A 21,580-nucleotide genomic window follows, 5' to 3' on the forward strand; every position below is an offset into this window, starting at 1 on the left:
GGTTGCAAAACTCCTGCAAGGATCGGCCACTAAACGCCCGTTCAATTCCGGCGGGCAGAGGGAGGAACCGCATGGATTTCGCGCTGAGCGAGGAGCAGCAGGCGATCTTCGACGTGGCGCATGCCTTCGGGCAGGACGCGATCGCCCCCCACGCGCTCGACTGGGAGAAGGCGGGCACCATCCCGCGCGAGATCTGGCCGCAGGTGGCCGAACTCGGGCTCGCGGGGATCTACGTGGGCGAGGACCACGGCGGCTCGGGCCTGTCGCGCCTCGACGCCTCGCTGGTCTTCGAGGCGCTCGCCATGGCCTGCCCCTCGGTCTCGGCCTTCCTGTCGATCCACAACATGTGTGGCGGCATGATCGACGCCTACGGGTCCGACGCGGCGCGCGACCGTTGGCTGCCGGACGCCTGCGCCATGCGAACGGTGTTCTCCTATTGCCTCACGGAACCCGGCTCTGGCTCGGACGCGGCGGCGCTGCGGACGAAGGCCGCGCGCACGAACGAGGGTTACGCGCTCACCGGCACGAAGGCCTTCATCTCGGGCGGCTCCTACTCGGACGCCTACATCGTCATGTGCCGCACCGGAGAGGAGGGCCCGAAGGGCATCTCGGCCGTCATCGTCGAGGACGGCACGCCCGGGCTTTCCTTCGGCGGGCTCGAGGACAAGATGGGCTGGCGCGCCCAGCCCACCGCGCAGGTCCAGTTCGACGACTGCCGCGTGCCCCACGAGAACCTGCTGGGCGAAGAGGGGCGCGGGTTTTCCTACGCCATGGCCGGGCTCGACGGCGGGCGGCTCAACATCGCGGCCTCGGCGCTCGGCGGCGCGCAGGCCGCGCTCGACGCGACGCTTGCCTACATGGGCGAGCGCAAGGCGTTCGGGCAGACGCTGGACCGCTTCCAGGCGCTCCAGTTCCGTCTTGCCGAGATGGAAGTGAAACTGCAATCGGCGCGCACCTTCCTGCGGCAGGCGGCGTGGAAGCTCGACCGCAAGGATCCGGACGCCACGAAGTTCTGCGCCATGGCGAAGCTCCAGGTCACCGATGCGGCCTTCGACGTCGCCAACCAGTGCCTGCAACTGCATGGCGGCTACGGATACCTCGCCGATTACGGGATCGAGAAGATCGTGCGCGACCTGCGCGTCCACCAGATCCTCGAGGGCACGAACGAGATCATGCGCCTGATCGTCGCCCGCAAGATGCTGGAGGCGCGGGCGTGAGCGGGATCTCGATCCGCAAGACGGGCCGCGCGGGGCGGATCACCCTCGCGCGACCCAAGGCGCTCAACGCGCTCTCTTACGCGATGTGCCTCGAGATCGACGCGGCCCTCAAGGACTGGGCGGACGACCCCGAGGTCGCGCTCCTCGTGATCGACGCCGAAGGCGACAAGGCGTTCTGCGCGGGCGGCGACATCGCCGAGATGTACGAGACCGGACAGAACGGCGATTACGGCTACGGCCGGCGCTTCTGGCGCGACGAATACCGCATGAACGCGCGGCTCTTCGAGTTCCCGAAACCGGTGGTGAGCCTGATGCAGGGCTACACCATGGGCGGCGGCGTGGGCGTCGGCTGCCACGGCTCGCACCGCGTCGTCGGCGAAAGCTCGCAGATGGCCATGCCGGAATGCGGCATCGGTCTCGTGCCGGACGTGGGCGGCTCGCTCATCCTCGCCCGTGCGCCCGGCCGGCTCGGCGAGTATCTGGGCACCACCGGCGCGCGCATGGGGCCCGCCGACGCGATCCTCGCAGGCTTCGCCGACCATTTCGTGCCCGAGGCCGCCTGGCCCGCGCTCACTGTGCGACTGGAAGAGACGGGCGATCCATCTGCGGTGGACGAAGCCGCGACCGCGCCGCCCGAGGGGCGCCTCGCCGCCCTCGCCCCCGCGATCGACCGGCATTTCGCGGGCGAGACGCTGGGGGACATCCTGCGCTCGCTCCGCGCGGAGCCGGGCGCCTTCGCCGAGGAGACGCTTTCCACCCTCGCACGGCAGTGCCCGCTTTCCATGGGCTGCACGGTGGAGATGATCCACCGCCTGCGCGGGCCGGCCGCGGAGATCCGCCGCGCGCTCGAGCAGGAGTATCGCTTCACCTTCCGCGCCATGGAGAAGGGCGACTTCCTGGAAGGCATCCGCGCGGCCATCATCGACAAGGACAAGTCTCCGCGCTGGAGCCACGAGAGGGACGCGCTGCCGCAGCTCGCGGTGACGCAGATGCTCATGCCGCTCGGGGAGGACAGGCTGACATTCGGGGAGGAGGACAGGGCATGAAGATCGGATTCATCGGTCTCGGCAACATGGGCGCGCCGATGGCGGCCAATCTCGCGAAGGCGGGCCACGAGGTCACGGGCTTCGACACGGCGCAGGTGGACATCCCCGGCGTGAGCATGGCCGCGAGCGCGGCCGAGGCCGCAACGGGCGCGGAGGTCGTGATCACCATGCTGCCCAACGGCGAGATCCTGCGGAAGGTCGCGGTGGAGATCATTCCAGCCATGGCGCCGGGCGCCGTGTTTCTCGACTGCTCCACGGTCGACGTGGACAGCGCCCGCGCCGTGGCGGCGGAGGCGCAGGCGGCGGGGCTACCCGCCCTCGACGCGCCCGTCTCGGGCGGCGTGGGTGGCGCGGAGGCCGGCACGCTCACCTTCATGGTCGGCGGCGACGCGGCCGGCTTCGAGACGGCGAAGCCGCTTTTCGAAACGATGGGGCGCAAGGCCGTGCATTGCGGCCCCGCCGGAAACGGCCAGGCGGCGAAGATCTGCAACAACATGATTCTCGGCGCGACGATGATCGTCACCTGCGAGGCCTTCGCGCTGGCCGACAAGCTCGGCCTCGACCGGCAGGCCATGTTCGACGTCGTCTCCACCTCCTCGGGGCAGAGCTGGTCCATGAACACCTATTGCCCCGCCCCGGGCGTGGGCCCGACGAGCCCGGCGGACAACGCCTACCAGCCCGGCTTCGCCGCCGATCTCATGCTGAAGGACCTGCGGCTGGCCATGCAGGCGGCAGAGACCGCGGATGCCGACACGCCCATCGGGCAGGCCGCCTGCACGCTCTATGCCCGTTTCGTGGAAGACGAGGATGGCGCGGGGCGCGACTTCTCGGCGATGCTGCCCCGCTTCGAACGGCGCGGCCGAACCTGATCGCGACGAAAGGCGCATTTGAGCCATATCAAGGCGCGACGGATGCCGAATCCCGCATGCTTTTCACAGGCGCCCCGGCCGGGGCGCAAGAGATGAAAGGACCGGACAACATGCTCGCCAAGAACATGGGCACCATCGACCGCGTGCTGCGGCTCGTCATCGGGGCCGCACTCATTGCGGCGTTCTTCCTGAACCCGGATGCCGGGTATCGCTGGCTCTATCTCATCGGGATCGTACCGCTCGCGACCGCGCTGATGGGCAGCTGCCCCGCCTACTCGATCTTCGGCATCAAGACCTGCAAGACCGACTGACAAGACCCGGGCCGGGCCGGGCTTGACCCGGCCCGACGCGCGTCAAACCTTCTCGAGAAGCTTTTCGAGGTCGTCCCGCGAGCGCATCACGGCCTCGTGGCCCGCGTCGATGGCTTCTTGCGCGCGGTAGAGTTCGATGAAGGTGAGGTGCTGCAGATCTACCGCCAGCGCAAGATGCGGCGGATCGCTGGCCCGGCGCGACATGTGCACGTGTTCCGACAAGATGTCGATCGCCGCCGCGACCACCTCGAAATAGTTGGGCGGCTTCGGTTCGCCGTCACTCCGGTCCCAGAGGTCGCGGATCGCGGGCGGAAGATGCGCGAGCAGACCCGTCCCGCCGGCCCCCTCCACCAGATCCGCCGCGTCCCCCTCGGGCGACCAGAAGCGCCCGTCGTCGCGCCCGTTCGGGTTGACCGCGATGGTCACGTCCGCCCCGAGCGCGCGGCAGGCGGAGGACGGCACCGGGTTGACGATCCCCCCGTCGATCAGCCACCGGCCGTCCAGGTGATAGGGCGCGAAGAGCCCGGGGATCGCGAAGGATGCGCGCAGCGCCTCCAGAAGCGGGCCCTCCTGCAACCAGATCTCGCGCCCGGTGCTCATGTCCGTGGCCACCGCGATGAGGCGCCGGTCGAGCGCCGCGAAATCGTCGGGCACGCCCATGCGTTCCAGCGCCTCCATCACCGAGCGCCCCTGCACCAGCCCGCCACGCGCAAGCCCGAGGTCGAAGTAGGACAGGAAACGCGTCCGGCTCATCTGCCGCGCGAACTCCTCCAGCGCGTCGAGCTTTCCCGATGCCCAGGCCGCGCCGACGACCGCCCCCATCGAACAGCCCGCCACCACGTCGGGGCGCACGCCGATCTCCTCGAGCGCGCGGATGACGCCGATATGGCACCAGCCCCGCGCCCCGCCGGAGCCGAGCGCCAGGCCCAACTTGCGCTTCTTGCCATCACTCATGCGAACCGCCCCAACCTCTTTCGTCAGCAGGCGCCCTTGTGCCCCGCCGGCCCCGGGCTGTCGAGGCGCGGGGCCGTGAAAACCGCCGCGCGACTCGGGCCCCGGCGTTTCCGGGGAACGCGGCGGCGGCCTTTCGCCAATGGGGCGGAGGCCCCTTCCGGACATCTGTCCGACATGCGAGGCGTCGGGCATGAGGGACCGTCTTGCCTTCCCGACGTCACTCGCCCTGGCGGCGGCTCTGCCGGCCGCGCCCGCGGCCGGCCAACTCAAGAATGACCCGCCCGGGCTCGCGAGGAAGAGTCCGCCCTGCGCCCTCCGCCCGGGCTGGCGAAGAACGCGCCCTACGGCGGCGGCGACCGGATCCTGCGCGACTATTCCGTGATCGGGCGGCAACTCGCCTACGGGCTGGACGCCGCCAGGACATACTTTCGCGTCGGCGGCCACATCTTCCTTGTGGACCGGGACACGCGCGAGGTGCTGGACGTGATCGGCGCGGTGGCCGCCCTGCACGACTGAGCTCTACTCCGCCGCGACCTTCTTCGCGTCCAGCATCGGACGCAGGTATTGACCGGTGTGGCTGCGCTCGACACGCGCGACGTCCTCGGGCGTGCCCTCGGCCACGATCTCGCCACCGCCGTCGCCGCCCTCGGGGCCGATGTCGATGATGTGGTCGGCGGTCTTGATGACGTCGAGATTGTGCTCGATCACCACGACGGTGTTGCCACTTTCCACGAGCTGGTGAAGCACTTCCAGCAGTTTTTTCACGTCCTCGAAATGAAGCCCGGTGGTCGGTTCGTCCAGGATGTAGAGCGTGCGCCCGGTGGCGCGCTTGGCCAGTTCCCGCGACAGCTTCACCCGCTGCGCCTCGCCGCCCGACAGCGTCGTCGCCTGCTGGCCGACCCGGATGTAGCCCAGCCCCACGCGCACCAGCGCGTCCATCTTCTCGCGGATCGCGGGCACCGCCTTGAAGAACTCCTGCGCGTCTTCCACCGTCATATCAAGAACGTCCGCTATACTCTTGCCTTTGAAGCGGATTTCCAGCGTCTCCCGATTGTAGCGCGCGCCCTTGCAGGTCTCGCAGGTGACGTAGACATCGGGCAGGAAGTGCATCTCGATCTTGATGACGCCGTCGCCCTGGCAGGCCTCGCACCGCCCGCCCTTGACGTTGAAGCTGAACCGCCCCGGCTTGTAGCCGCGCGCCTTGGCCTCCGGCAGGCCCGCGAACCAGTCGCGGATCGGCGTGAAGGCCCCCGTATAAGTCGCCGGGTTCGAGCGCGGCGTGCGCCCGATGGGGCGCTGGTCGATGTCGATCACCTTGTCGAGATGCTCGAGCCCGCGAATCGTCTCGCAGGGGGCCGGGGTCTGCCGCGCGCCGTTCAGGCGCATCGAGGCTGTCTTGAACAACGTCTCGACGGTGAGGGTGGACTTGCCCCCGCCCGACACGCCGGTGACGCAGACGAACTTGCCCAGCGGAAGATCGACCGTCACGTCCTTGAGGTTGTTGCCCGATGCCTTCACCACGGTCAGCTGCTTGCCGTTGCCCTCCCGGCGGATCGCGGGCACCGCGATCTCGCGCTTGCCGGACAGATACTGCCCGGTGAGCGATGCCGGATCGGCGGCAATCTCCTCGGGTGTGCCGCGGGCCACGACCTGCCCGCCATGGACGCCCGCACCGGGGCCGATGTCGAAGACGTAGTCGGCCTCGCGGATCGCCTCCTCGTCGTGCTCGACCACGATCACGGTGTTGCCCTGGTCGCGCAGGTTCTTGAGCGTGCCGAGCAGCCGGTCGTTGTCGCGCTGGTGCAAGCCGATCGAGGGCTCGTCGAGCACGTAGAGCACGCCCGTCAGACCCGACCCGATCTGGGAGGCAAGGCGGATGCGCTGGCTCTCTCCGCCCGAAAGCGTTCCGGCGTTCCGGCTGAGCGTCAGGTATTCCAGCCCCACATTGTTGAGAAACCCGAGCCGCTCGCGGATCTCCTTCAGGATCGCGCGGGCGATTTCGTTCTTCTGCCGGCTCAGTTGCTCGGGCGCGGTGTCCACCCAGGCCAGCGCGTCCCGGATCGACTTCTCGACCACGTGGCCGATGTGCAGCCCGCCGATCTTCACGGCGAGCGCCTCGGGGCGCAGCCGGTGCCCGTGGCAGGTGCCGCAGGGCCGGTTGTTCTGGTAGCGTTCGAACTCCTCCCGCACCCAGGCCGAATCCGTCTCGCGGTAGCGCCGCTCCATGTTGGGGATCACCCCTTCGAAGCTGCGGCTCACCTGGTAGACGCGCCCGCCCTCGTCGTAGCGAAAGAGGATCTCCTCGTCGCCCGAGCCGTAAAGGAAGACCTGCTGCACATGCGCCGGCAGATCCTTCCAGCGGGCGTTCCGGTCGAACTCGTAATGGCGCGCGATCGCCTCGATGGTCTGCAGGAAATAGGGCGACTTGCCCTTGCGCCACGGCGCGAGCGCCCCGTCGGAGATGCGCAATGTGGTGTCCGGCACCACGAGGTTGGGATCGAAGAAGAGCTCCGCGCCCAGGCCGCCGCAATCCGGGCAGGCCCCGAAGGGCGCGTTGAACGAGAAGAGCCGCGGCTCGATCTCGGGGATGGTGAAGCCCGAAACGGGACAGGCGAAATTCTCCGAGAAGGTGATGCGCTCGGGCTCGCCCTCGTCCTCGCTTGGCGCGGTCTCGAGGATGGCGATGCCATTGGCCAGGTCGAGCGCGGTGCGGAAACTGTCGGCGAGCCGCGTCTCCATCCCCTCGCGCACGACGATGCGGTCCACGACGACGTCGATGTCGTGGCGGAACTTCTTGTCGAGCGCGGGCGGGTCGTCGAGCTCGTGGAACTGCCCGTCCACCTTCACCCGCTGGAAGCCCTGCTTGCGGAGCTCCAGCATCTCCTTGCGGTATTCGCCCTTCCGGTCGCGCACGATGGGGGCGAGCAGGTAGGCGCGGGTGCCCTCCTCCATCGCCATCACGCGGTCCACCATGTCCTGCACCTGCTGCGCCTCGATCGGCAGGCCCGTGGCGGGGCTGTAGGGCGTGCCGGCACGCGCGAAAAGCAGGCGGAGATAGTCGTAGATCTCGGTGACGGTGCCGACGGTGGAGCGCGGGTTCTTGCTCGTCGTCTTCTGCTCGATGGAGATCGCGGGGCTGAGGCCCGCGATATGGTCCACGTCGGGCTTTTCCATCATGTCGAGGAACTGCCGCGCGTAGGCCGACAGCGATTCGACATAGCGTCGCTGCCCCTCGGCATAGATCGTGTCGAAGGCGAGGCTCGACTTGCCTGACCCGCTCAGGCCGGTGATGACCACCAGCCTGTCGCGCGGGATCTCGACGTCGATGCCCTTCAGATTGTGTTCGCGCGCGCCGCGGACCTCGATGAACTTCTGTTCGGCCATGTCCGCCCCCCTTTGGCTCGAATAGCGAAGAGATAGTCGAGCGCGCAGGCAGGGCCAACCGAAAAGTGCGAACAAAATGTGAACCACGGCGGTTCGCATGGCTCGGGCTGCGCCGCGTGGCGCCAGACGCGGCGATATCGCGCTCATTCACGCCCCCGAGAGCCACGCAGGCGAGCAGGCGCGCCGTATCCCCGCGGCGTCGATCCACGCGCGCGCCCTGTCGCGGGCCGCCACGGCGCCGCAGGCTTGCCGGCGGCGTCGCCTGCGCTTATCCCTCGGCGTCACCCTAGCCGGAGACCAGGATGGACGCGCCCACGCTCGTGGCCGATATCGGTGGCACCACCGCGCGCATGGCGCTGGCGCGGGCCGGAGCGGTGCTGGCCGACACGATCGCCACCTGGCCCTGCGCGGAGCATCCCGACGCCGAGGCGCTGCTTGGCGCCTATCTCGCGGGGCGGCCCCGGCCGCGGGCTGCCTGCCTTGCCCTTGCGGGGCCGGTCCGCGACGGCGCCTGCGACATGACGAACCGCGGCTGGCGGGTCGAGGCGGCGCGCCTTGCGCGCGGGCTCGGGCTGGAGGCGGTGACGCTGCTCAACGACCTGCAGGCGCAGGCCCACGCGCTCGACCACCTCACCGCGCAGGAGATGCCCCGGCTGCGTTCCGGGCGGGAAAGGCCGGGGGAGGCGCGGCTCGTGATCGGGCTCGGCACGGGCGTCAACCTCGCCGCGCGGCTGCCCTGCGGCACGGTGCCGCCGGCCGAGGCCGGCCAGGCCGCCCTGCCCGCCTTCGACGACGAGACGCTGGCGCTGAGGCATTACCTGCACCGCGAGGGCACGGCGGGGCGGATCGAGGATGCCCTGTCGGGCGCCGGGCTTGCGCGGCTCTTCGCGTTCCACGGCGGCCAGCCGGTCGCGCCCCGGGACGTGCCCGAGCGCCTGCGCGCGGGCGATCCGGCGGCACGCGCGGCGGTGGACCTTTACGCCCGCATCGCGGGCCGAGTGGCGCAGGGATGGGGGCTCGCCTTCCTCGCAACCGGGGGCGTCGCGCTCGCCGGCAGCGTCGCCCGCGCCCTCGCGCCGGAACTGGGCGAAGGGCTGCGCGCGGCCTTCGCGACCGCGCCGCTTCTGGCCGACACGCCGGTGCACCTCGTGGCGGCGGATACCGCGGCGCTGGCGGGATGCGCGGCCCTGATGGCGGGCCGCGCCTGACGCCTCAGCCGGCGGCGGCCACGGCGCGCTTCGTCATCACGCTCACCAGGTGCGCGCGATACTCGGGAGAGCCGTGAAGGTCGCCGATCATCCCGTCGGCCGGAACCGAGAGCCCCGCCACCGCCTCCGCCGTGAAATCCGACGAGAGCGCCGCCTCGGCCTCGGTCCAGCGGAAGACGCCCTCTTCGCTGGCACCGGTCACCGCGACGCGCACGCCATCGGCGTATTTCGCCACGAAGACGCCGACCAGCGCGAAGCGCGAGGCCGGCTGCTCGAATTTCTGGTAATCGGCCTTCTCCGGCACCGGGAAGCGGGCCTCGGTGATGATCTCACCCTCCTCGAGCGCGGTGGCGAACATGCCCTGGAAGTAGTCGTCCGCCGCGATCTCGCGCCTGTCGGTGATGATCGTCGCGCCGGACCCGAGCGCCGCCGCCGGGTAGCAGGCGGAGGGGTCGTTGTTGGCAAGACTGCCGCCTATGGTGCCGCGGTTGCGCACCGCGGGATCGCCGATGTTCGCGGCGAGCCTGGCCAGCGCGGGATAGTCGCCCGCCCCTTCGGCGATCTCGGCGTGGGTCGTGGACGCGCCGATGCAGATGCGCCCGTCGTCGTCGCGGCAGATGCCGCGCATCTCGTCGATGCCCGCAAGGCTCACGAGCTTCGAGGGCATGGCGAGGCGCTGCTTCAGCGTCGGGATCAGCGTCTGCCCGCCGCCGAGCGGCTGGGCCTCTTCCTCGGCGAGGGCGGCCACGGCCTCCGCCACGCTGGAGGGCTTCACGAAATCGAAACTGTACATGTGGGGTCCCTCCCTCTTCAGCCTTGCATCGCCGTCCAGACGCGCGAGGGCGTCAGCGGCATGTCGATGTGATCCACCTTGTGGCCGCCCGAGTGCAGCGCATCGATCACCGCGTTCACGATGGTGGGCGGCGAGCCGATCGCGCCCGCCTCGCCGCAGCCCTTCACGCCGAGCGGGTTGTGGGTGCAGGGCGTCTGGACCGAGTGGTCCACGCTGTAGAACGGCACGTCGTCGGCGCGCGGCATCGCGTAGTCCATGTAGGAGGCCGACACGAGTTGCCCGTTCTCGTCGTAGGCGCAGCTTTCGAGAAGCGCCTGCCCGATGCCCTGCCCGATGCCGCCATGCACCTGGCCGTCCACGATCATCGGATTGATGACATTGCCGAAATCGTCCGCCGCGGAGAAGCGTTCGATCGTCACCTTGCCGGTGTCCGGGTCCACCTCGACCTCGCAGGCATAGGCCCCCGCCGGATAGGTGAAGTTCGAGGGATCGTAGAACGACGTCTCCTCGAGCCCCGGCTCGATCTCGGTGAGCGGATAGTTGTGGGGCACGTAGGCGGCAAGCGTCACGTCGCCCCAGGCGACCGACTTGTCGGTGCCCGCCACGGTGAACTTGCCGTCCTTGAGCTCGATGTCGGCGTCCGACGCCTCCATCAGGTGCGCGGCGATCTTCTTGGCCTTGGCGATGATCTTCTCGGTCGCCCGCACCATGGCCGAGCCGCAGACCGCGAGGCTGCGCGAGCCGTAGGTGCCCATGCCGAAGGGGATCTTGGAGGTGTCGCCATGCACGATATCGACCATCGACTCGTCGATGCCAAGCATGTCGGCCACGACCTGCGGGAACGCCGTCTCGTGGCCCTGGCCGTGGGAGTGCGCGCCCACCATCACGCTGATCGAGCCGGTCGCGTTCACGCGCACGGTGGCCGCGTCGTAAAGCCCCGCGCGCGCGCCGAGCTGGCCCACCAGGTTCGAGGGCGCGATGCCGCAGGCCTCGATGTAGCAATTGACGCCGAGGCCCCGCAGCTTGCCGCGCGCCTCCGATTCCTTGCGCCGTGCCTCGAACCCGCCGAAATCGGCGATTTCCTCCAGCTTGTCGACGAGCGCCGGATAATCGCCGGTGTCGTATTCCACCGCCACGGGCGTGGCGTAGGGGAATTCGGTGACGAAGTTCTGCCGGCGAAGCGCCATCGGGTCCACGCCAAGCTCGCGCGCGGCCTTGTCGATCACGCGCTCCAGCTGGAACGTCGCCTCGGGCCGGCCGGCCCCGCGGTAGGCGTCCACCGGCACCGTGTTGGTGAACACCGCCTTCACGTTCACGTAGATGTTGGGCGTCTTGTAGTTGCCCGCCATCAGCGTGCCGTGCAGCCATGTCGGCACCGAGGGCGCGCAGGTCGACAGATAGGCCCCCATGTTCGCGTAGGTTTCGGTGCGGATCGCGGTGAAATTGTTGTCCGCGTCGAGGGCGAGCTCGATCTTGGTGACGTGATCGCGGCCCTGCGCGTCCGACAGGAACGCCTCCGAGCGCGAGGCCGTCCATTTCACCGGGCGGTTGAGCTGCCGCGCGGCGAAGGTGACGAAGGCTTCCTCGGCGTAGTGGAAGATCTTCGAGCCGAACCCGCCGCCCACGTCGGGGGCCACGACGCGCAGCTTGTGCTCGGGGATGCCCAGCACGAAGGCGCCCATCAGCAGCCGGATCACGTGGGGATTCTGGCTGGTGGTGTAGAGCGTCGACTCGTCGTTCGCGCGCTGATAGTCGCCCACGGCCACCCGCGGCTCCATCGCGTTGGGCGCAAGGCGCTGGTTGACGAGTTCCAGCGTGGTGACGTGGTGGGCGTTGCGGATCGCCTCGTCCACTGCGGCCTTGTTGTCCTCGACGAAGCCCCAGTCATAGCAGAGATTGCTCGTCAGGTCGTCGTGCACCCTGGGCGCGCCGTCCTGCAGCGCCGCCTTCATGTCCACGACGGCGGGCAGTTCCTCGATGTCGACGGCGATCGCCTCGGCGGCGTCGCGCGCCTGCTCCCGCGTCTCGGCCACGACGGCGGCGATCGGGTCGCCCACATGGCGCACCTTGCCCTGGGCCAGAACGGGATGCGCGGGCTCCTGCATGGGCTCGCCGTGGCGGTCGGTCACCTGCCAGCCGCAGGGCAGCCCGCCCACGCCCTCGAAATCCTTGCCGGTGAAGATCCGCACCACGCCGGGCATCTTCGACGCCTCCTCGGTGTCGATCCCGTTGATCCGGCCATGCGCCACGTCCGAGCGAAGGAAGTGCACGTAAAGCTGACGCGACAGGTTGATGTCGTCGGTGTAGTTTCCGGCCCCGGTGAGAAAGCGGACATCCTCGCGGCGCTTCATCGGCGCGCCGATCCCGTGATCCTTTGGCATCTCTTTCACTCCTCCTTCGCGGCGGGCGCGCGTCTCCTCTCGCACGGGGCCGCCGGATGTTGCGTTCTGGCGGCGCTCATTCCGCCGCGATGGCCTCTGCATCCTGGCCCGAGGCCGCCATGATCGCCTTGACGATGTTGTGATAGCCCGTGCAGCGGCAGATGTTGCCCTCGAGGTAGTCGCGGATCTCCGCCTCGCTGGGCTTCGGGGTCTCCTTGAGCAGCGCCGCGGCCGTCATCACCATGCCCGGCGTGCAGAAGCCGCACTGAAGACCGTGATGATCCTGGAACGCCTGCTGGATGACCGAAAGCGATCCGTCGGGGTTCGCCATGCCCTCGATGGTCGTGATCTCGGCGCCCTCGGCCTCCCAGGCGAACATGGCGCAGGCCTTCACGTCCTTGCCGTTCACATGCACCACGCAGGCCCCGCATTGCGAGGTGTCGCAGCCCACATGGGTTCCGGTGAGCCCGAGCTGGTCGCGCAGCGCCTCCACCAGAAGCGTGCGGCCCTCGACCTCGGCGGAAACCGCCTCGCCGTTCACCGTCATCGTCACTTGCGTCATGTCGTCCTCCCTTTCGCGCGCGCGCCTACGCGCCGGCGCCACCCTTCACGAGTCGCTTGAACCAGCCCTTCTTGGCGCCGGTCTCGGGCGCCTCGGGGGCCTCTTCCTCTTCGGCGGGGCCTTCCACCGCCTCCTGGAAGCGGGTGAAGAACTGGTCCGCCATCTTCTTCGCGAAACCGTCGATCACGCGGGAGCCGAGCTGCGCGAGCTTGCCACCCACCTTGGCCTCCACGTTGTAGGACAGCCGCGTGCCCTCCTCGCAGTCCTCGAGCGACACGTCGGCCCCGCCCTTGGCGAACCCCGCCGCGCCGCCCTTGCCCTCGCCCGCGAGATGCAGGCTGTCGGGCTCGTTCATCTCCGACAGCGTGACCGTGCCCTTGAAGGTGGCCTTCACCGGGCCGACCTTCTGCACGACCGTGGCGTGAAAGCCCTCTTCCGGCGAGCCGGTGAGTTCCTGACAGCCCGGCACGCATTCCCTGAGGACCTCGGGCGACAGCAGCGCCGCCCACACCGTCGCGCGATCGGCCCGGATCTCCCGGGTTCCCGTCATTTCCATGCGTCGCGTTCTCCCTGGTCGCACGCTTTCGCGCGCAGGCGCGGAACGTTTTCTTCCGTTGCGAGTCGTAGCGCAGTTTCGCGTGTCGCGTCAGCCCTTTTCCTCCGCTGCGCCGCAGCACGGCGCGCGCACGGAAAGCGCGTGGCAGAACGCCTGAAGCCGTGCCACCGGCGCGCCGTCGGGCCCGATGGCGGCGGGGTCGGTGCCGACAAGCGTCACCGCCGCCTGAACCTCGTCCTGCCAGTCGAGCACCGGCGCCGCCACGGCCACGAGGCCGGGGATGTAGCGCCCGTCCACCGTGGCGTGGCCCCGGGCACGGATCCGGGCCGCGAGCGCCGTCGTCCCGGCGCGGGTCGGGTCGAGCTCGCCGAGGATCCCGGGATTGGCGCGCGCCCGCGACAGCTCTGCATCGAGCTGCGCCGCGGTGACCGCCTCTGGCGCCCATGCGAGGAAAACGCGCCCCGTGGCCGAGGTCAGAAGCGGCAGCGCCGTGCCCAGCCCCATGGAGGTGACGAGCGGCGCGGCCGCGCGCTCCCAGCGCACGACCGTCGCGCCCTCGCTGCCCCAGACCGACAGAAGCGCCGTCATGCCCGTCTCGGCGCAGAGTTCGGGCAGGCCGTCGGCGGCGCGGTTCACCATGTCGTGGCGCGCCATGGCCGCCACGCCGAGCGCCGCCGCGCCCGGCCCGAGGTCATACTTCCCCGATCGCCCGGCCTGCGCCACCAGCCCCGCGGCCTGGAAGGAGGCGAGGTAGCGGTGCGCCTTGCTGGCCGGCATCCCGCACGCCCGCGCGAGTTCGGTCAGCGACACGGGCCCGCCCCGCGCGGCGAGCGCCGCCAAAAGCCCGAGCGCGGCGTCGAGCGCCTGCACCCCGCCCGGACGCGCCGCGCCGCTCACAGCCCCAGCGCGGCGCGCAGCGGCGCCATCTCGCCGGCCGCCATGCGCCCCTCCCGCATCACGAAAAGCCCGCGCACTTCCTCGCCCGTCACGCAAAGCGTGTCGCCGACATGCCCCTCGTAACCGAGCCGCAGCGCCCGGCCCCGCCATTCGCGCACGCGCAAATCGAGCGTCAGCGTGCAGTTCTCGCGCACCGGCGCGCGGAACTGCGCCTGCACGTCCATAAGCCCCACGCCCAGGGCGCCCAGCCGCGCGCAAAGCTCGGCGTGCCCGCCCGCCCGCGCGGCGAGGAAATGGTGAAAGCAGCGATCGAACCAGCGAAAGAAATTGGGGTAGAAGACGATCCCCGCCGGGTCGCAGTCGCCGAAGCTGACGCCGACGGAGAGGGAGTGGTCGGGAGGAGTGTTTTCCATCCTGCGAAAATCCTTGCGGCCTGTGGAAATCAGCCTATCCTGCCCGGCGGGAGAAGTCGAGACGACCGGGAGGAGATCCATGCGCATCGGCCGCATCGAGGTGCTGGGCGGCGGGCCGGCGGGGCTTTACACGGCCATCCTCGCACGCCGCCGCCTCGGCGACGTCGCTGTGCGGGTGACCGAACGCAATCCGCGCGGCGCGACGTTCGGATTCGGCGTGGTCTTCTCGGACCGTGCGCTGGAGTTCCTGCGCGCCGACGACCCCGACACCCACGATCTCGTCACCCCGCGCATGGAGACCTGGCGCGACATGACGCTCGACCAACCCGAGGGGCGCGTGGTGCTGGACGGGGTGGGCTTCTCGGCGATCGGGAGGCTCGAGCTCATCGAGCTTCTCACGCAGCGCGCGGAGGCCGAAGGCGTGGCGCTTCGCTTCGGCCACGAGCTGGGCGCGGTCGACGAACTCGACGCCGACCTCGTTGTGGGCGCGGACGGGCTCAACTCGCTGGTGCGGCAGTCCGACCCGCAAGGCTTCGGCGAGACGCTCTCCCACCTGGAAAACCGCTTCGCCTGGTTCGGCGCGCCGCGCGCCTTCGACACGCTGACGCAAAGCTTCCTGCGCACGGAAAAAGGCGCGCTCAACGCCCATCACTACCGCTACGCGCCCGAGATGAGCACCTTCATCGTCGAGGCGACGCCCGAGAGCTTCGCCGCCCACGGCTTCGGCGAGATGACCGAGGCGGAGAGCGCCGCCGCCTGCGCCGAGATCTTCGCCGAGGTGCTGGAGGGCGCGCCGCTTCTCACCAACCGCTCGCACTGGCGTCGCTTCCCGCGCCTCTGGTGCCGCCGCTGGGCGCGGGGCAACCGGGTGATCCTCGGCGACGCGGCGCATACCGCGCATTTCTCCATCGGCTCGGGCACGCGGCTCGCCATGGAGGACGCGATCGCCCTCGTCGCCGCGCTGGAAGCGGGCGCGACGCTCGACGCCGCGCTCGACGACTGGCAGGCGACGCGGATGCCGGTGGCGAAGAAGATCGTGGACGCCGCCAACACCTCCGCCGACTGGTACGAGGCGTTCGACAGGCACATGGCGCTCGGCCCCCTCGACTTCGCGCGCAGCTACATCACGCGCTCGGGCCGCGTGGACGACGAGAAGCTCCGCCGCCTCGCGCCCCGCTTCATGGCCCGCTACGAGGCGGAGAAGGCGGGCCGTCTTTTCGATCCGGTCCCCGACGACGCGCCCGGCGCGGCCGAGATCGGGTTCGACAAGGCGGCGCACCCGAACTGCGCGACCATCCTCTGGGACAACCTGCCGGCGAACGCGGAGAAGCTCGCCGTGACGGGCCCGGCAGGCAGCCTCACCTATGCAGAGCTCGCCGCCGAGGCCGCGCGCTGGGGCAACGCCTTCACCGCGGCGGGCCTCGCGCCGGGCGACCGGATACCGATGCTGCTCGACGACCGTCCGGACTACGTGGCCGCCTTCTTCGGGGCGGTGCGCGCGGGATTCGTGCCGGTGCTGCTGAACACCCAGACCACGCAGGACCTGCTGTCCTATTTCCTGCAGGACACCGGCGCGCGGATCGCCGTCTGCGAGGCCGCGCTCGCCGGGATGGCGGAGGCCGCGCGGGCCGGAAGCGCGCTGGAGCGGCTGGTGGTGGTGGGCCGCGACGGGCCGGAGGGCGCCGACGCCTTCCTCGCGGGCCAGCCCGACACGCTCGCCCCCGCCGGGACCGGCCCCGACGACATGGCCTTCTGGATGTATTCCTCGGGCAGCACCGGACGGCCCAAGGGGATCGTGCACCTGCACCACGACATGGCCTACACGGCGCAAAGCTACGGCCGCCACATCCTCGGCCTCGCGCCGGGCGACGTCTGCTTCTCGGTGCCGAAGATGTTCTTCGCCTACGGTTTCGGGAACGCCGTCACCTTTCCCTTCGCCGCCGGCGCGACGAGCGTCCTGATGCCGGGGCGGCCCGAGCCGCAGGCGGTGCTCGACACGATCGAGGGCCATCGGCCCACCGTCCTCTTCGGGCTGCCCACGCTTTACACCGCGCTCGCCCGGGCCGAAGGTGTGGAGGCGCGCGACCTCTCCTCGCTCCGCCTTTCCATCTCGGCGGCCGAGACGCTTTCGGCCGAGGTCTATGACCGCTGGCGCGCGCTGGCCGGGCATGGGCCCACCGAGGGGCTCGGCTCCACCGAGATGCTGCACATCTACCTCTCGAACCGCCACGACGACCACCGCCTCGGCAGCGCGGGCGCGCGGGTGCCGGGCTACGAGGTCCGGCTGGTGACGCCCGGGGGCCGCGAGGCCGCGCCGGGCGAGGAAGGCGTCATGGAGGTGCGCGGGCACTCCTCCGCGCCGCTCTACTGGAAGCGGCCCGACAAGACCCGCGAGACCATGCGCGGCGACTGGATCCACACCGGCGACCGCTTCGTCGAGCGCGACGGCCATTTCTACTTCCAGGGCCGCGCCGACGACCTCGTGAAGGTGTCGGGCCAGTGGGTCTGGCCGCTCGAGGTGGAGCGCTGTCTCGCCGAGCACCCGGAGGTGCATGAATGCGCCGTGCTGGCCGAGCGCCTGCCCGACGGGCGCACCACGCTTCGCGCCGTCGTCGCGCCGGTGGCGGGCGCGCGCCCCGACATCGCCGCGCTGCAGGACTTCGTGAAGGCGCGGCTGCAACCCTACAAGTATCCGCGCCTCGTGGAGTTCGCCGCGGCGCTGCCCAAGACGGGCACCGGCAAGATCGACCGGCAGGCGCTGCGCACCCAAGCCCGGAAAGGAGCCGCCTGATGGACCAGTCGCCCGAGGAAACCCCCGAACGCCGCGCCTTCTACGAGAAGATCGACAAGCAGAACATGACCGCGCTCTGGACGGTGATGAGCGGCCTCGTCACCCCCGAGCCGAAATCCGACTGCCGCCCGGTCGGCTGGCGCTTCGACGAGATCCGGAGCGCGATGATCGAGGCCGGCGGGCTCATCACCGCCAAGGAGGCCGAGCGGCGGGTGCTCATCCTCGAGAACCCGGGGCTGCGCGGCCAGTCCAAGACGACCACCTCGCTCTACGCGGGTGTGCAGCTCGTCCTGCCGGGCGAGGTGGCGCCCGCGCACCGGCACTCGCAATCCGCGCTGCGCTTCGTGCTGGAAGGCACGGGCGCCTACACGGCGGTGAGCGGCGAGAAGACGGTGATGCGCCCGGGCGATTTCGTCATCACCCCGCAGATGGCCTGGCACGACCACGGCAACGAGACCGACGCGCCGATGTTCTGGCTCGACGGCCTCGACATCCCGCTCGTGCAGTTCCTCGACGCCTCCTTCGCCGAGGGGCTGGGCGAGGACTGCCAGGAGATCACCCGCGAGACCGGTCAGAGCTACGCCGAGTTCGGCCACAACCTGATGCCGGTGGACGCGCCGCGGGGCGGGATCGTCTCTCCGATCTTCAACTACCCCTACGAGGAGGCGCGCGCGACGCTTGAGACCATGAAGCGCAGCCACCCGCACGATCCCTGCCACGGCTGGAAGCTGCGCTACACCAACCCGCTCGACGGCGGCTGGGCGATGCCCACCATCGGCACCTTCATCCAGCTTCTGCCCGCGGGCGCGACGGCGCCCTACCGCGCCACCGACGCGACCGTCTTCACCTGCGTCGAGGGGCGGGGCAAGAGCCGCATCGGCGACGAGGAGATCGCCTGGGGCCCGAAGGACATCTTTGTCGTGCCGGCGTGGTGGCCCGTGGTGCACGAGGCGGCCGAGGAGGCGGTGCTCTTCTCCTTCTCCGACCGTCCGGTTCAGGAGAAGCTCGGCCTCTGGCGCGAGCGGCGGGGCAACGTCTAGGCCGGCCGCCCATCCTGGATCCGTCGCGGCGCCCGGCCCGGCCCGGCCGGCGACGGCGCCGCCATAGCGCCCGCGCCCGGTAACCGGATGCATGCAACACGCCCCCGAAACCCGATGACCCCCGGCGGATTGCATCTTGAACTCGCCGGCCAAGTCATTTTCCTAAGCCCCGGCTGGTCCTGCCGAACGCCCGGGCCCACGATCCGGGCAAGAGCGTTTTTGCATGTTGCGCAGGTCCGCACTATGACGGAACGAGCCCCCGGGCGAACGGGCCGGCAACAGGCAGGGACGGTATGGACACCACAAGCAGCATGCTGCCTCTCATCGTCGCGGCGCCCTTTCTCGGCGCGCTTCTGCCGGGGCTGATGATCCGTGCGGGGCGCGACACCTGCACCTGGTTCACCCTGCTGCCTACCGCGCTCGCGCTGCTGATGCTCGTCCTGCACGCGCCGGCGGTGATCGCGGGCGAGGTGTTCCACTACAGGCTCGCCTGGCTGCCGTCGCTCGGGATGAACGTCAATCTCATGCTGGACGGTCTGGGGTTGATGTTCGCAGGGCTGATCCTCGGGATCGGGCTGCTGATCATCCTCTACGCGCGCTTCTACCTCTACCGCAGCGACCCGATGGGGCAGTTCTTCACCTACCTGCTGCTCTTCCAGTGCGCCATGGTGGGGATCGTGCTGTCCGACAACATCCTGCTGCTGCTCATCTTCTGGGAGCTGACCTCGCTCTCGTCCTTCCTGCTGATCGGCTACTGGAACCACCTGCCCGAGGGCCGGCAGGGCGCGCGCATGGCGCTCGCGGTCACCGGCCTCGGCGGGCTTGCCCTGATCGGCGGCATGCTGATCCTCGGCAATATCGCGGGCAGCTACGACATCTCTGTGATTTTGCAGAACAGCGAGGCGATCCAAGGCTCGGAATGGTATCTTCCGGCGCTGATCCTCATCCTGATCGGCTGTTTCACGAAGTCGGCGCAGTTCCCCTTCCACTTCTGGCTGCCGCACGCGATGGCCGCGCCGACCCCCGTCTCGGCCTACCTGCACTCGGCCACGATGGTGAAGGCCGGGCTTTTCCTCATGGCGCGGCTCTGGCCGGTGCTCTCGGGCACGCCGGAATGGTTCTACATCGTCGCCACGACGGGTCTGATCACCATGGTGATCGGTGCGGGCATCGCGCTCTTCAAGGACGACCTGAAGGCGCTGCTGGCCTTCTCCACCGTCAGCCACCTCGGCCTCATCACCATGCTGCTTGGCTTCGGGACCGAGGCGGCGGCGCTGGCGGCGACGGTGCACATCCTCGCGCATGCAAGCTTCAAGGCCGCGCTCTTCATGACGGCCGGGATCATCGATCACGAGACGGGCACGCGCGACATCCCGCGGCTGGGCGGGCTCCGGCAGCTGATGCCCACCACCTTCGCGATCGGAGCGCTCACCGCGCTGTCGATGGCCGGCATACCGCCGCTCAACGGCTTCATCTCCAAGGAGATGATGCTGGAGGAGGCGACACATACCGTCTGGGCCGGCACGCCCTGGCTGCTGCCCGCTCTGGCGGGGCTGGGCGCGCTCTTCTCGGTGGCCTACTCGTTCCGCTTCCTCGTGCACGTCTTTTTCGGCCCCGTGCGCGAGCACTATCCGAAGCCCCCGCATGACCCGCCGTTCGGCATGTGGGCAGGTCCCGGTCTCCTGGCGCTCGTCGTTGTCGTCACGGGGCTCTTCCCGGCGCTCGTCACCCCGTTCGTCGACGCTGTGGCGGCGGCGATCACCGGCGGCCATCCGCATGCCCACCTGTCGCTCTGGCACGGGTTCACGCCCGCGCTTTACATCTCGGTCGCGGCCATTCTCGGCGGTGCCCTGCTGCTCGCGCTGCATCGGCCGCTGGCAACGGGCTGGCGCCGGGCCGGCCCGCCCTACGCCAAGGCGATCTTCGACGCCGTCGTGGGCGCGGCCACGCGCGGCGCGCGGGGCGTGACCGACGGTCTGCATGACGGGGCGATGACACGCTATGCCGCGATCCTGACCCTCGCAACGTTGGGTGCGGGCGCCATCGCCTGGAGCAACGGCGAAGCCGGGCCGCCGACCCGCGCGCTGCTGCCGGTGAGCCTGTTGCCCGCGATCGCCGTGGCGCTGTTGGTGGTCTCGACCGCCACGCTCGTGGTGCTGCACCGGCGCCGGCTCGTCGCGCTGGTGCTGCTGGGCGTCGTGGGCCTGGTGGTGGCGATCGGATTCATCTACTTCTCCGCGCCGGACCTCGCCATGACGCAGCTTTCCGTCGAGGTGGTCACGATCATCCTTCTGCTGCTCGCGCTGACCTTTCTTCCGCAGGAAGACCCGCCCGAGGACAGCCTGTCGCGCAAGATCCGCGATGGCGTGATCGCGGGTCTTGGCGGTCTCGGCGTGGCGGTCGTGGCCTTCGCCATGCTGACTCGGGATTTTGCGCTGCCCGCGATCTCGGAGTATCACATCGCCAACGCCTACAAGGGCGCGGGCGGCAGCAACATCGTCAACGTGATTCTCGTCGACTTCCGCGGCTTCGATACCTTCGGCGAGATCATCGTGCTCGGCATCGCGGCGCTGGTCATCTTCGCGCTCACCGAGCAGGTGTTGCGCGGTCCCGGCGCCGACTGGCTGGCAAACTGGAAGGGCGCGCGGCGGGAGGCCGGCGACCGGCACCCGCTTCTCATGGTCATCGCGACGCGGGTGATGATGCCGATGGCGCTGATGGTGGGCGTCTACGTCTTCCTGCGCGGCCACAACGAGCCGGGGGGCGGCTTCATCGCCGGCCTCGTCGTGGCGATCGCGCTTCTGATGCAATACATGGCCTCTGGCTTCGCCTGGGCCGAAGAACGCCGGCGCCTGCCCTACCATACCGTCATCGGCCTCGGCGTGCTGATCTCCATCCTGACGGGCCTCGGCGCCTGGTTCAACGGGATGCCCTTCCTGACCAGTGCCTTCGGCTACGTCGAGATTCCGCCGCTCGAGGAATTCGAACTCGCCACCGCGATGCTCTTCGACCTCGGCGTGTTCCTGACCGTGCTGGGCGCGGTGATGCTGGCGCTGGCCAGCCTGTCCAGCGTGGCGCGACGGACGGGCGAGAAGGTCAACGTTCACGCGATGGACGTGAACCCGCTACGCGGCCGGCCCGGCGGCGAGGAGGACTGA

General features: G+C 69.7%; 17 protein-coding genes. 9 read left to right on the forward strand and 8 right to left on the reverse strand.

The features are described 5' to 3' along the window. The first annotated feature begins 71 nt into the window (after window positions 1-71). The 4 genes from AB6A65_RS11410 to AB6A65_RS11425 all read left to right on the forward strand — a co-directional run bounded on the left by AB6A65_RS11410 (window position 72) and on the right by AB6A65_RS11425 (window position 3,443). Window positions 72-1,217, forward strand: a complete 1,146-nt coding sequence (locus tag AB6A65_RS11410) for an acyl-CoA dehydrogenase family protein (RefSeq protein WP_371038510.1) — start codon at window positions 72-74, stop codon at window positions 1,215-1,217. Continuing rightward, window positions 1,214-2,263, forward strand: a complete 1,050-nt coding sequence (locus AB6A65_RS11415; protein ID WP_371038511.1) for an enoyl-CoA hydratase/isomerase family protein — start codon at window positions 1,214-1,216, stop codon at window positions 2,261-2,263. Before AB6A65_RS11410 ends, AB6A65_RS11415 begins: the two co-directional genes overlap by 4 nt. Beyond that, entirely contained in the window at window positions 2,260-3,132 is an 873-nt protein-coding gene (gene mmsB / locus AB6A65_RS11420) for a 3-hydroxyisobutyrate dehydrogenase (protein WP_371038512.1), read from the forward strand. The genes AB6A65_RS11415 and mmsB overlap by 4 nt, the downstream gene beginning before the upstream one ends. Before the next feature lie 92 nt (window positions 3,133-3,224). Continuing rightward, window positions 3,225-3,443, forward strand: coding sequence for a DUF2892 domain-containing protein (locus AB6A65_RS11425; protein ID WP_371038514.1), 219 nt, complete (start codon window positions 3,225-3,227; stop codon window positions 3,441-3,443). A gap of 42 nt (window positions 3,444-3,485) precedes the next feature. On the opposite strand, the gene AB6A65_RS11430 is transcribed toward AB6A65_RS11425, so the two are convergent. Continuing rightward, the gene (locus tag AB6A65_RS11430; protein WP_371038515.1) at window positions 3,486-4,397 is read right to left on the reverse strand and encodes a patatin-like phospholipase family protein; all 912 of its coding nucleotides are present in this window, start codon (window positions 4,395-4,397) and stop codon (window positions 3,486-3,488) included. Between the two features lie 378 nt (window positions 4,398-4,775). Here AB6A65_RS11430 and AB6A65_RS11435 point away from each other — a divergent pair, with 378 nt between their 5' ends. Continuing rightward, window positions 4,776-4,913, forward strand: coding sequence for a hypothetical protein (locus tag AB6A65_RS11435; protein WP_371038516.1), 138 nt, complete (start codon window positions 4,776-4,778; stop codon window positions 4,911-4,913). A 3-nt stretch (window positions 4,914-4,916) separates the two neighbouring features. On the opposite strand, the gene uvrA is transcribed toward AB6A65_RS11435, so the two are convergent. Continuing rightward, window positions 4,917-7,781 carry an excinuclease ABC subunit UvrA gene (gene uvrA, locus AB6A65_RS11440; protein WP_371038517.1) on the reverse strand — a complete coding sequence of 955 codons (2,865 nt, stop codon included), beginning with the start codon at window positions 7,779-7,781 and terminating at the stop codon, window positions 4,917-4,919. A 302-nt stretch (window positions 7,782-8,083) separates the two neighbouring features. Here uvrA and AB6A65_RS11445 point away from each other — a divergent pair, with 302 nt between their 5' ends. Next, the gene (locus AB6A65_RS11445; protein ID WP_371038518.1) at window positions 8,084-8,989 is read left to right on the forward strand and encodes a glucokinase; all 906 of its coding nucleotides are present in this window, start codon (window positions 8,084-8,086) and stop codon (window positions 8,987-8,989) included. 4 nt (window positions 8,990-8,993) lie between these two features. On the opposite strand, the gene AB6A65_RS11450 is transcribed toward AB6A65_RS11445, so the two are convergent. The 6 genes from AB6A65_RS11450 to AB6A65_RS11475 form a co-directional block, all read right to left on the reverse strand. Beyond that, window positions 8,994-9,782, reverse strand: coding sequence for a xanthine dehydrogenase family protein subunit M (locus tag AB6A65_RS11450; protein ID WP_371038519.1), 789 nt, complete (start codon window positions 9,780-9,782; stop codon window positions 8,994-8,996). A gap of 17 nt (window positions 9,783-9,799) precedes the next feature. Then, complete coding sequence (locus tag AB6A65_RS11455; protein WP_371038520.1) at window positions 9,800-12,163, reverse strand: xanthine dehydrogenase family protein molybdopterin-binding subunit; 2,364 nt, start codon at window positions 12,161-12,163, stop codon at window positions 9,800-9,802. Window positions 12,164-12,239: 76 nt separating this feature from the next. Next, the gene (locus tag AB6A65_RS11460; RefSeq protein ID WP_371038521.1) at window positions 12,240-12,725 is read right to left on the reverse strand and encodes a (2Fe-2S)-binding protein; all 486 of its coding nucleotides are present in this window, start codon (window positions 12,723-12,725) and stop codon (window positions 12,240-12,242) included. 25 nt (window positions 12,726-12,750) lie between these two features. Then, the gene (locus AB6A65_RS11465) at window positions 12,751-13,281 is read right to left on the reverse strand and encodes a CoxG family protein (RefSeq protein ID WP_371038522.1); all 531 of its coding nucleotides are present in this window, start codon (window positions 13,279-13,281) and stop codon (window positions 12,751-12,753) included. A 90-nt stretch (window positions 13,282-13,371) separates the two neighbouring features. Continuing rightward, window positions 13,372-14,178: an IclR family transcriptional regulator gene (locus AB6A65_RS11470; protein ID WP_371038523.1), complete on the reverse strand. Its 807-nt coding sequence runs from the start codon at window positions 14,176-14,178 to the stop codon at window positions 13,372-13,374. Further along, window positions 14,175-14,591: an acyl-CoA thioesterase gene (locus tag AB6A65_RS11475; RefSeq protein ID WP_371038524.1), complete on the reverse strand. Its 417-nt coding sequence runs from the start codon at window positions 14,589-14,591 to the stop codon at window positions 14,175-14,177. Before AB6A65_RS11475 ends, AB6A65_RS11470 begins: the two co-directional genes overlap by 4 nt. Before the next feature lie 79 nt (window positions 14,592-14,670). On the opposite strand from AB6A65_RS11475, the gene AB6A65_RS11480 reads away from it, so the two are divergent. The 3 genes from AB6A65_RS11480 to AB6A65_RS11490 all read left to right on the forward strand — a co-directional run bounded on the left by AB6A65_RS11480 (window position 14,671) and on the right by AB6A65_RS11490 (window position 21,580). Further along, entirely contained in the window at window positions 14,671-17,382 is a 2,712-nt protein-coding gene (locus tag AB6A65_RS11480) for a benzoate-CoA ligase family protein (protein WP_371038525.1), read from the forward strand. After that, window positions 17,382-18,422 carry a gentisate 1,2-dioxygenase gene (gene gtdA, locus AB6A65_RS11485; protein ID WP_371038526.1) on the forward strand — a complete coding sequence of 347 codons (1,041 nt, stop codon included), beginning with the start codon at window positions 17,382-17,384 and terminating at the stop codon, window positions 18,420-18,422. The genes AB6A65_RS11480 and gtdA overlap by 1 nt, the downstream gene beginning before the upstream one ends. A 293-nt stretch (window positions 18,423-18,715) precedes the next feature. After that, entirely contained in the window at window positions 18,716-21,580 is a 2,865-nt protein-coding gene (locus AB6A65_RS11490) for a monovalent cation/H+ antiporter subunit A (RefSeq protein ID WP_371038527.1), read from the forward strand.

Origin of the sequence: Rhodosalinus sp. FB01, assembly GCF_041365715.1 — a bacterium.
Lineage (GTDB): Bacteria > Pseudomonadota > Alphaproteobacteria > Rhodobacterales > Rhodobacteraceae > Rhodosalinus.

Bases quoted from the DNA above. Each gene is read 5' to 3' on its own strand.
- AB6A65_RS11450 (WP_371038519.1), bottom strand. From the start codon at position 9,782: ATGTACAGTTTCGATTTCGTGAAGCCCTCCAGCGTGGCGGAGGCCGTG.
- uvrA (WP_371038517.1), bottom strand. From the start codon at position 7,781: ATGGCCGAACAGAAGTTCATCGAGGTCCGCGGCGCGCGCGAACACAAT.
- mmsB (WP_371038512.1), top strand. From the start codon at position 2,260: ATGAAGATCGGATTCATCGGTCTCGGCAACATGGGCGCGCCGATGGCG.
- AB6A65_RS11460 (WP_371038521.1), bottom strand. From the start codon at position 12,725: ATGACGCAAGTGACGATGACGGTGAACGGCGAGGCGGTTTCCGCCGAG.
- AB6A65_RS11410 (WP_371038510.1), top strand. From the start codon at position 72: ATGGATTTCGCGCTGAGCGAGGAGCAGCAGGCGATCTTCGACGTGGCG.
- AB6A65_RS11445 (WP_371038518.1), top strand. From the start codon at position 8,084: ATGGACGCGCCCACGCTCGTGGCCGATATCGGTGGCACCACCGCGCGC.
- AB6A65_RS11490 (WP_371038527.1), top strand. From the start codon at position 18,716: ATGGACACCACAAGCAGCATGCTGCCTCTCATCGTCGCGGCGCCCTTT.
- AB6A65_RS11430 (WP_371038515.1), bottom strand. From the start codon at position 4,397: ATGAGTGATGGCAAGAAGCGCAAGTTGGGCCTGGCGCTCGGCTCCGGC.
- AB6A65_RS11455 (WP_371038520.1), bottom strand. From the start codon at position 12,163: ATGCCAAAGGATCACGGGATCGGCGCGCCGATGAAGCGCCGCGAGGAT.
- gtdA (WP_371038526.1), top strand. From the start codon at position 17,382: ATGGACCAGTCGCCCGAGGAAACCCCCGAACGCCGCGCCTTCTACGAG.
- AB6A65_RS11425 (WP_371038514.1), top strand. From the start codon at position 3,225: ATGAAAGGACCGGACAACATGCTCGCCAAGAACATGGGCACCATCGAC.
- AB6A65_RS11465 (WP_371038522.1), bottom strand. From the start codon at position 13,281: ATGGAAATGACGGGAACCCGGGAGATCCGGGCCGATCGCGCGACGGTG.
- AB6A65_RS11475 (WP_371038524.1), bottom strand. From the start codon at position 14,591: ATGGAAAACACTCCTCCCGACCACTCCCTCTCCGTCGGCGTCAGCTTC.
- AB6A65_RS11480 (WP_371038525.1), top strand. From the start codon at position 14,671: ATGCGCATCGGCCGCATCGAGGTGCTGGGCGGCGGGCCGGCGGGGCTT.